An 8,904-nucleotide genomic window follows, 5' to 3' on the forward strand; every position below is an offset into this window, starting at 1 on the left:
GGGAGCTGACGATGAGGTTATGGCATCACCCCTTAAGTGATAACGATGTGCGCCAGTGCGCGCGGATTGCCACCGGTGCCACGCTCGGTTTTGCGGTGTGTAAGTTTTTCGGTTTTAGCTTTGGGGTGTTTTTTACCGTCACGCCGATGTTGTTGCTTGGACTTGTACCCGTGATTAACGGTCGTGCTGCACGGCAATTGCTCGCCTCCGCGGTGATCAGTGGGATAGAAGTCGGGCTGCTCGGGGGACTGTTTGGCGCGCACCCTGGATTAATGACACCGCTGGTGTTCTTGCTTTTCACCTATAAGTTTGCCTGTATGTCCAAAGGGCGCTTCTTTCTTTTTGGTGCCAACAGTGTGTTAAGCCTGAGCATTATGCTGCACTTTGCCAGCTATCCCGATTTACCGATTAACACCTTAATCTTCGGTAACCTGGGCGCGAATGTGTTATCAGTCGCGGTGGCGTATTTAGTGACCTGGTTAATTCCCGATGTCACGCCGCGTCAGCCGCCCGCCGCACCCGCAGGAGGAAAACAATCGCACCGGATGCGACACGAAGCGCTGATGGGCGCAACCTTGGCCACGGTCTCGTTTTTCATCTTCCAGTTGTTTGACTTGCGCGATTCGATTTCAGCGCAAGCCACCACCGTGTTGTTACTGTTCCCGATGCATTGGAACGGATCGCTCAGCTATGCACGAAAGCGGGCGATAGGCACTGTGTTGGGCGTCGCCTACGGCATTGGCTGCCAAGTCATTTTATATGATTGGTTTAACGTGCTGATCTTAGTAATCCCGCTGCYATGGATAGGCACCATGCTGTTTGCCAACGCCCACTTAAAAGAGGCCGGGGGCTCAGGCGTGGGGTTTGGTGCCATGGCCACGCTTGGGATCTTATTCGGGCAATACTTAAGCCCGAACCAAGACTTTATGTATGATGCCTTATACAGAGTGAGTAGCAACCTGGTGGCTATCGTGCTCACCTTGATGTTGTGTTTTATGGTGCACAAGCTGCTTAACTGCTTTTCCGCGACTCGGTTTGGTGCCGCGTAAGCGTTTGAACCACCAAAGTTATTCCTCGCTTTAGTCAATCGATAATGGTTATTTTTGCGGTAAACATCCCATCCTAATTTGACTTTTGCGAGGTATCGCTTGTTTCTCCTCCGACCTGTCGCTATGCTCCATGGCAGTTATGATGCACAGATAGGAAGTCAGCGAAGTGAAAAAACTCATCCTGATCGTGGTATGCGCCATGTTTGCCGTTGCGGCGATTGCCAGTATCACCGCAACCACCTTTATCTCGCATGACGAGATAGACAACATTATTCTCAAGCGTTCGCAAGCACAGGCTGAGCTCCTGGCCGATCGTGCTGAATACATTTTAGAAAACTCTTCCACTCCCACCGCCGATTTACAAGACATGGTGTCGGATCTCAAAGGTCGCGACGACATCAGCTATGCGGTAATGATTGATAAAAACATCAAAGCCATTGCCCACAGCGACACCCAAAAGCTGGGTAAGGTGTATAGCGATAACTATACCGTCGCCGGTGCCGGCCAAGGCCAACCGCAGCATTCTCGCTGGTATGCCGATGTGCAAGAGGTGTGGGTATACGACATTATGATGCCGGTTTATGTCGATGGCCGCCTGTGGGGCGCGTTTGATGTTGGCATCCCGATTACGGAGGTCGATGCCGCTGCTAATGGTATCGCCATTGCCCAGCTCACCGCGATTGGCTTGATTTTTATTGGTTGTACCCTGGTGCTGGTATGGCTATTAGGCCGTTTATTCGCGCCACTCAAAGGCTTAGAGCATGCGCTGACCGATATCTCCAAAGGCGACGGTGATTTAACGGTGCGCTTGCCGGTGACGGGCAACAACGAAATTACCCGTATATCGGTGGCGTTTAATACCTTTGTGGAAAAAATCGACCAAATCATTGCCAATGTGGTGGAAACCGGTGAAGAGCTGGGGCGCTCGGCCGAATCGCTGCGTGATAAAGCGGCGCACTCGCTGAAACGTGGTGAGTCGCAAAGCGAACAAGCCTTGCTGGTGGTCACCTCGATGAATGAGATGATCGCTACCATTAATGAGATCTCACAAAGTGCTTCGAATGCCGCGGACTCCGCTTCGTCGGCGAACAATGAAACCGAAGCCGGTAAGCAAACCTTGGCCGAAGCAACCGCGACGATTAACCAGCTCGATACCGAGATGGATAATATGTCGACGGTGATCACCTCACTGGCCGAGCGCACACAATCCATTGTGTCGATTCTGGATGTGATCCGGGGGATTTCTGAGCAAACGAACCTGCTTGCCCTAAACGCAGCCATTGAGGCAGCACGCGCGGGCGAAGCGGGACGTGGCTTTGCGGTGGTGGCTGACGAAGTGCGCAGTTTGGCGACTAAAACCTCGCAATCGACCGAAGAAATTCAATCAACCATCGATCAGCTTCAGCAAGAGGCGAAAAACGCGGTTGATGCCATGGATACCAGCAAAGCGCTGACCACTGAGGGCAACCGTGCCACCGAGCAAGCACTGACCGCACTCGAAAGCATTGCCACGCAAGTTAGCACCATCTTGGACATGAACACCCATGTGGCGACGGCGACGGAAGAGCAATCGAGCGTGGCGAATGAAATCAACGTCAATATGGATACGGTAAACCAAGCGGCGCAAGCAGGGCTGGATGATAGCCACAGCCTTGAGGCGAGCAGCCAAGATTTGGCCGGTTTAGCGCGTACCTTGGATCACCATGTCGGCGCATTTAAAATCTCGGCAATTAAACCTGCCGAGAGCGCATTGCGGGCGGCGCGCGACTAATTGAGCGTTTACCCCGAGCAACCTCTATCGCCAGCCTTGTGCTGGCGATTTTTTGCCAGCTCGCGCATCACACTGAAATCGAACCAGGCAGTTAAATGCCTGTTCGTAGCTGCTGGGCGGGTAAGTGCTCGGCCAGAAATGCCAACCAAGCTGAGACCTTGGGCTGTAACTGCCGCCCGCTCGGATACAGCGCCCAAATGCCTTCATCTTCTACCCGATAATCGGTTAACACTTCCTCCAACTCGCCGCTTGCCAACGCGGATTGCACGTAATAATGCGGCAGTTGAGCCAATCCTAATCCGTGCTTGGCGGCATTGAGTAATGCCACGCCTGAATTGCAGCGCAATCGGCCTGATACCGTTAACGTGCGCACTTTGCCGCCGCTTTGATAGTGCCAATGCTCGTTCGATCCTACTAAGCAGCGGTGATGACTGAGCGCACTGGGCGAGTCGGGGCGGCCATTTAAAGCCAAATAGTCCGGACTGGCGCAGATGGTTAATTGCCGCGACCCCAGTCGCTTGGCTTTCAGGCTTGAGTCGGGCAAGTGGCCAATGCGGATCGCGACATCGGTGCCGGTATCGGTCATATCCACTCGCCGATTAGTCAAATGTAAATCCACCGCCACTTGCGGATACGCCACCATAAATGGCGCGAGTAGGGGGGCGATATATTGCTCTCCAAAGTTTACCGGTGCGGTGACACGAATTTGCCCCGCGGGTAACGACTGAGCCTGGGTAATGGTTTGTTCGGCATCCACCAACGCCGCGATCAGCGGACGGCAACGTTGATAATAGAGCTCACCCTCATCGGTCAACGACACCTTCCGCGTCGTACGATGAAACAACTTCACCCCTAAATAGGCCTCGAGTGCAGCCACCCGGCGACTGACTGACACCACTGTGGTATCGAGTTTATTGGCCGCTTGGGTGAAGCTGCCATGCTCGGCGACCGATAAAAATTCGTTAAGTCCTTCCCAATGGGGCGCCATTGCTGTCTATCCTGTCATTATTCACCCATATACATTATTACGTGAGTGAAATAATAATTTTCAAATTTGCGGGATTATAACTAAATCTAACTTGGTTAGCATAGTCAGGTACGCAATTAACAAGAACAGAAGGGAACCTCCAATGGCACTAACCATCCAGCCAGGACAAACACATATCAAATCCAAAGCCGCCGTCGCATGGGGGCCAGGCCAGCCACTGAAAATGGAAGAGGTCGACGTTGAACTGCCTAAACCGGGTGAGGTGTTGGTCAGAATCGTCGCTACCGGCGTGTGTCATACCGATGCGTTCACCTTATCGGGCGACGATCCTGAAGGCGTTTTCCCCTCGATTCTCGGCCACGAAGGCGGCGGGATTGTTGAAATGGTCGGCGAGGGCGTCACCAGCGTAGAAGTGGGCGACCATGTGATCCCCCTTTACACCGCGGAATGTGGTGAGTGTAAATTCTGCCAATCTGGCAAAACCAACCTATGTGGCGCGGTACGTGAAACCCAAGGCAAAGGCCTGATGCCAGACGGTACCTCACGCTTTTCGATTAACGGCGAGACCATTTTCCACTACATGGGCTGCTCGACCTTCTCGGAATACACGGTATTGCCCGAGATCTCACTAGCGAAAGTGAGCAAAGCCGCGCCCCTAGAAGAAGTTTGCTTGCTCGGCTGTGGCGTGACCACTGGCATGGGCGCGGTGATGAACACCGCCAAAGTAGAAAAAGGCGACACAGTGGCGATTTTCGGTTTGGGTGGCATTGGCCTGTCAGCCATCATCGGCGCACGTATGGCCGGTGCAAGCCGCATCATTGGCATTGATATCAATGAAAGCAAGTTCACCCTCGCCAAGCAGCTGGGCGCCACCGATGTGATTAACCCTCAAGACCACGACAAACCTATCCAGCAAGTGATTGTGGAGATGACCGACGGCGGGGTTGACTACTCGTTCGAATGTATCGGCAATGTGGATGTGATGCGCCAAGCGCTCGAGTGCTGCCACAAAGGCTGGGGCGAGTCAGTGATCATTGGTGTTGCTGGCGCAGGCCAAGAGATTTCGACCCGTCCGTTCCAGCTGGTGACAGGGCGCGTCTGGAAAGGCTCGGCATTTGGTGGCGTTAAAGGCCGCTCAGAGCTACCCGGCATTGTCGAGCGCTACCTCGATGGTGAGTTTGGCCTGCAAGAATTCATTAGCTACACCATGGGCCTTGATGAAGTAAACCGCGCCTTTGAACTGATGCACGAAGGCAAAAGCATTCGCAGCGTGATCCACATGGACCAATAACAGGACGGCCACCGTGGCAACGCGGCGGTAAAATAACCATGCAACTAGAAAAAATAAGCGAAAACAAAGTCGCGGGCGGTTGGCACCAACGTTGGCAGCATGACTCTAAAGCCACCAACGGCAAAATGACCTTTGCGATCTTTCTGCCAGAGAAAGCGAAAGAACAACCGGTGCCGGTGCTCTATTGGCTCTCGGGCCTGACCTGCACCGACGAAAACTTTATGCAAAAGGCCGGCGCGTTTAAACAAGCCGCCACCTTGGGGATGGCGATTGTAGCGCCGGACACCAGTCCGCGCGGCGAGGGCGTAGCCGATGCCAATCAATACGATCTCGGCCAAGGGGCGGGGTTTTATGTCAATGCCACCCAAGCGCCGTGGCAGTCGCACTACCAGATGTACGACTACGTTGCCAACGAACTGCCGGAACTGATTGAATCGCACTTTGCGGTCAATAACCAGCGCGCGATTGCCGGACACAGCATGGGCGGCCACGGCGCGTTAGTGATTGGTTTGCGTAACCCATCACGCTACAGCAGCATTTCGGCGTTCAGCCCCATTTGTCATCCCACTGAGTGCCCGTGGGGCAAACAGGCCTTTAGCGCCTATTTAGGCGATGACGAACAAACATGGCAGGCTTATGATGCCACCGTGTTGCTCGCCCAAGGCCCCACCGCCATGCCGATGCTGGTGGACCAAGGCGACAAAGACGGCTTTTTAGCCGAGCAGCTTAACCCGCAAGCCCTGAAAAAAGCGGCCGAGAAACACAACTCCCCGCTCACCTTGCGCATGCAACCCGGCTACGACCACAGCTACTTTTTCATCAGTACCTTTATTGATGAACACCTCGCCTTCCACGCCACCCGCTTTGCGCGGTAAGGCACAAATCGTCGAGACCCAAGCGGCCACCCGGGCCGCTTTTTTTGTACCCATTTCACAAAATATGGCTTGGCTAACACTTTGGACAGTAGCGCACGAAAACCAAAACAGCGCTTGATACACTAACCCGCAAAGTAGCCAATAGATGGCGTGTTAGGTGCCGACAACTGATCGGCGGAATGTATACTTGTGCAGGCAAAGTGATTGCTTCTGGCGTTAAAAATGTGTTTAATTATAGGGGGTTAGTTAAAAAATAACGCGTGTAACGGTTTTCGGGAATCRCGTATGCGCACGACTACAATGTTAGTTTAAAGGAGAACCTGTGAAAGAATTTTGGACGAAACTTGAGAAAAACCCTCGGTTTTTTACTTTCTTCTGGGGGGCTTTAGGTTCATTCGCGGTTTGGCTGATAGTTGAGTACTCTGGTTCGACCCTCCTTTACCTTGGAACAGGCGTATTGGGTTTTTTAACGGATTATATTGATAGCAGATACGCTAGAGCAGCAGTTTTACAAAATACAACGTACTCATATTTTATTTTAATCCTAATTTTCGTTATTTTTGCGGTAGGTTGGAGAGAAATATCGTCAAAGATATCCACTAGCTTAAAAGAGCCGAAAGAAGAAAGAGATGAAAACAACGTCAAGCCAATTCCAAAGTGGGTTCCTTACTTTTTTATATTTGTCAAGTTATTGATCTGGTTCTACCTTTTACTGGCTCTATTGTTTCTTGCTGGCGAATCTATCGTATTAAACGCTTCGTCTGATTTTAAACAGCACGTTCGTATAGTGGCGCCTTACATTTCGGACCAAGAGAAAGAAGTTATTCTCTCTGAATGGTCTCAGATGGGCTCTTTGGAAGACTACAATAATATCTATAAAAAACTTATACCTATTGCCAAAGAGCATAAGCTGGTGTTAAAAAGTAATCAGAATTACTAAACTAACAAAGCGCTTCTTTTGGAAAAATTTTCCGCAGATGGTGGCGTTAGCAGCTTGAGTATACAGCGAGTTCAGTACAACTTCATTTATATGGAATCTAAATTGAATGGAATTAGTAAAAAACATTGCAGAAAAAATATCAGTTGAAAATCCAGATTTTTCGAATTGTATAAATGTATTTGAACATGATCTAAAAATAACTGGCATTGAAACTACGGTTAGATTTCATTACTTGAAATTTGATGGAAACAAGAAGCCAATGGTTAAAGCCTTGGCTGATACCTTATATGCATACATTATCGACTATTGTTTATCAGCCAAAAATAGAGAGGAGACTTTAACGTCTAGACAGTCAACTCTTTTAACTAAACAAGCAAGAAGCTTATTCAGACACCCAAAGATATCAGATGACTCCCCAGATAAAACGGGCGAAGCGGGAGAAACACTACTGTACTTTCTTATGGAAGCAGTCCTAAAAGCTCCGCAAATTGTTTCAAAAATGGAGCTTAAAACAAATCACAAAGATGAAGTAAAAGGGTCAGATGGAATTCATGCTAGGTGGAACGAAGAGTTAGAAGTCGTTGATTTTTATTTCGGGGAATCAAAGCTTTATAAGAAAGTTTCTGATGCACTGACCTCAGCATTGAAAAGCGTCAATGATTTTCATGATGTAAAAATGTACGAACATGAATTCAACATGGTGACAAAGCACTTTAAGTATGCTGATGAAGCAGTAAAGAATGAAATTTCACAGCTATTTATTAATGGAAACCCTGGTACAAATGTAAGAGTTAATCATGCTTGTCTGATTGGCTATGACTATAACGGTTATGATGATGTATTGTCAGAACCCCATAGTAAGTTGATAAGCAGATTTGAGTATGAGCTGCGGTCTAACGCTGAAAGCTTAGTCAAGATTTTACAAGAAAAATTCGAAAAATTCGAGAAAAAACACTTAGTTTTCGATGTTTTCTTCCTCCCGTTCCCCTCGGTTGTAGAGTTTAGAAAAGCATTCAATGAGGCGCTCGATTGATTACTATGAATAACATAGAAAGTGTCATAGAAAAACTGAAAATCCATAGCACACAGAATCAGCTACCTGGAACCTCTATAAGCAAAGAAAGACCACTAGAAGAAACTGAAATTAACCAGTTGTTGGGGTATGCATCTATTTTATCTCTCTCTGAAAAAGCTGAAGATAAAATACTTGCATATGAAATCACTACAAGGCTTCTGGAAGTAAGGTCAGTTGATGACTCTAAACTATTGAGTTCTGCAGAAGTCATAATGTCTAGACTAGGTAATTTTCCAGGACGGAAACTTCTAAAAGAACGCTTCAAATTTTCAGGAAATAAAATACCAAGTTTTTTGAAGTTGGAATGCTTAAGTAGAGAAGTGGAAAACTCTGTTTTCATTGACGAGGAATCAATAAAACTAACTGATTTCCAATATGATTTCTACAAATCGTTGCAAGAAGAAAAGGCTTTAAGTATTTCTGCGCCAACATCTGCTGGAAAGTCTTTTGTACTTGGGCTAAATCTCATAAAAAAATTGAAAGAAAAAGATAATCAATGCATCATATATATAGTGCCGACCAGAGCATTGATCACTGAAGTTTCTAACAGAATTAGGGATTCGTTTAGACAGTACAATCTTGATGATGTAATTATTAGAACAGCCCCATTTTCTATATCTAAGGAAAAAATTAAACACGGGGCTGTCTATATTCTCACTCAAGAACGTTTGATGAACTATTTGAGCGACACTATAGGTGAAAAGCCTGCCATAACATCTTTAATAGTTGATGAAGCTCATGAGATTCAAAAAGGTAAGCGAGGCATTCTCTTACAGAGTTCTATTGACTATCTTTTGAAAAAATATCCCAGAACAGAAATATTGTTTGCTAGTCCACTTATAAAAAATCCAGGGTATTTCTTTGATATTTTCAATATATCAGATAACGGTAAGTTTTTTACTGAAACCATATCTC

8 protein-coding genes are annotated in these 8,904 nt (G+C 48.1%); 7 read left to right on the top strand and 1 reads right to left on the bottom strand.

The window, feature by feature from the left end; all coding sequences use genetic code 11:
• The first annotated feature begins 11 nt into the window (after nucleotides 1–11).
• Together BZG73_RS13980 and BZG73_RS13985 are read left to right on the top strand one after the other, a co-directional pair.
• Nucleotides 12–1,049, top strand: a complete 1,038-nt coding sequence (locus tag BZG73_RS13980) for a DUF2955 domain-containing protein (RefSeq protein WP_077668627.1) — start codon at nucleotides 12–14, stop codon at nucleotides 1,047–1,049.
• A gap of 166 nt (nucleotides 1,050–1,215) precedes the next feature.
• Nucleotides 1,216–2,820 (top strand): methyl-accepting chemotaxis protein, encoded by a 1,605-nt coding sequence (locus BZG73_RS13985; RefSeq protein WP_077668628.1) that lies wholly within the window; start codon nucleotides 1,216–1,218, stop codon nucleotides 2,818–2,820.
• Between the two features lie 91 nt (nucleotides 2,821–2,911).
• Here the strand turns inward: BZG73_RS13985 and BZG73_RS13990 are convergent, their stop codons facing one another.
• Nucleotides 2,912–3,808 (bottom strand): LysR family transcriptional regulator, encoded by an 897-nt coding sequence (locus tag BZG73_RS13990; protein ID WP_077668629.1) that lies wholly within the window; start codon nucleotides 3,806–3,808, stop codon nucleotides 2,912–2,914.
• Between the two features lie 142 nt (nucleotides 3,809–3,950).
• Here BZG73_RS13990 and BZG73_RS13995 point away from each other — a divergent pair, with 142 nt between their 5' ends.
• From BZG73_RS13995 to BZG73_RS14015, 5 genes are all read left to right on the top strand, one after another.
• The gene (locus BZG73_RS13995; protein ID WP_077668630.1) at nucleotides 3,951–5,099 is read left to right on the top strand and encodes an S-(hydroxymethyl)glutathione dehydrogenase/class III alcohol dehydrogenase; all 1,149 of its coding nucleotides are present in this window, start codon (nucleotides 3,951–3,953) and stop codon (nucleotides 5,097–5,099) included.
• A 38-nt stretch (nucleotides 5,100–5,137) separates the two neighbouring features.
• Complete coding sequence (fghA, locus tag BZG73_RS14000) at nucleotides 5,138–5,974, top strand: S-formylglutathione hydrolase (RefSeq protein WP_077668631.1); 837 nt, start codon at nucleotides 5,138–5,140, stop codon at nucleotides 5,972–5,974.
• A gap of 322 nt (nucleotides 5,975–6,296) precedes the next feature.
• Nucleotides 6,297–6,914, top strand: a complete 618-nt coding sequence (locus tag BZG73_RS14005) for a hypothetical protein (protein WP_077668632.1) — start codon at nucleotides 6,297–6,299, stop codon at nucleotides 6,912–6,914.
• Nucleotides 6,915–7,020: 106 nt separating this feature from the next.
• The gene (locus tag BZG73_RS14010) at nucleotides 7,021–7,947 is read left to right on the top strand and encodes a HamA C-terminal domain-containing protein (protein ID WP_077668633.1); all 927 of its coding nucleotides are present in this window, start codon (nucleotides 7,021–7,023) and stop codon (nucleotides 7,945–7,947) included.
• A 5-nt stretch (nucleotides 7,948–7,952) separates the two neighbouring features.
• Nucleotides 7,953–8,904, top strand: a 952-nt coding sequence (locus BZG73_RS14015) for a DEAD/DEAH box helicase (protein ID WP_131826206.1), incomplete at its 3' end; no start/stop codon positions are given.

The sequence above is a fragment of the Salinivibrio siamensis genome, from assembly GCF_001996005.1.
Classification (GTDB): Bacteria; Pseudomonadota; Gammaproteobacteria; order Enterobacterales; family Vibrionaceae; genus Salinivibrio; species Salinivibrio siamensis.

Excerpts from the sequence above, each read along its gene's own strand:
- BZG73_RS13990 (WP_077668629.1), bottom strand. The coding sequence starts at position 3,808 with ATGGCGCCCCATTGGGAAGGACTTAACGAATTTTTATCGGTCGCCGAG.
- BZG73_RS13995 (WP_077668630.1), top strand. The coding sequence starts at position 3,951 with ATGGCACTAACCATCCAGCCAGGACAAACACATATCAAATCCAAAGCC.
- fghA (WP_077668631.1), top strand. The coding sequence starts at position 5,138 with ATGCAACTAGAAAAAATAAGCGAAAACAAAGTCGCGGGCGGTTGGCAC.
- BZG73_RS14010 (WP_077668633.1), top strand. The coding sequence starts at position 7,021 with ATGGAATTAGTAAAAAACATTGCAGAAAAAATATCAGTTGAAAATCCA.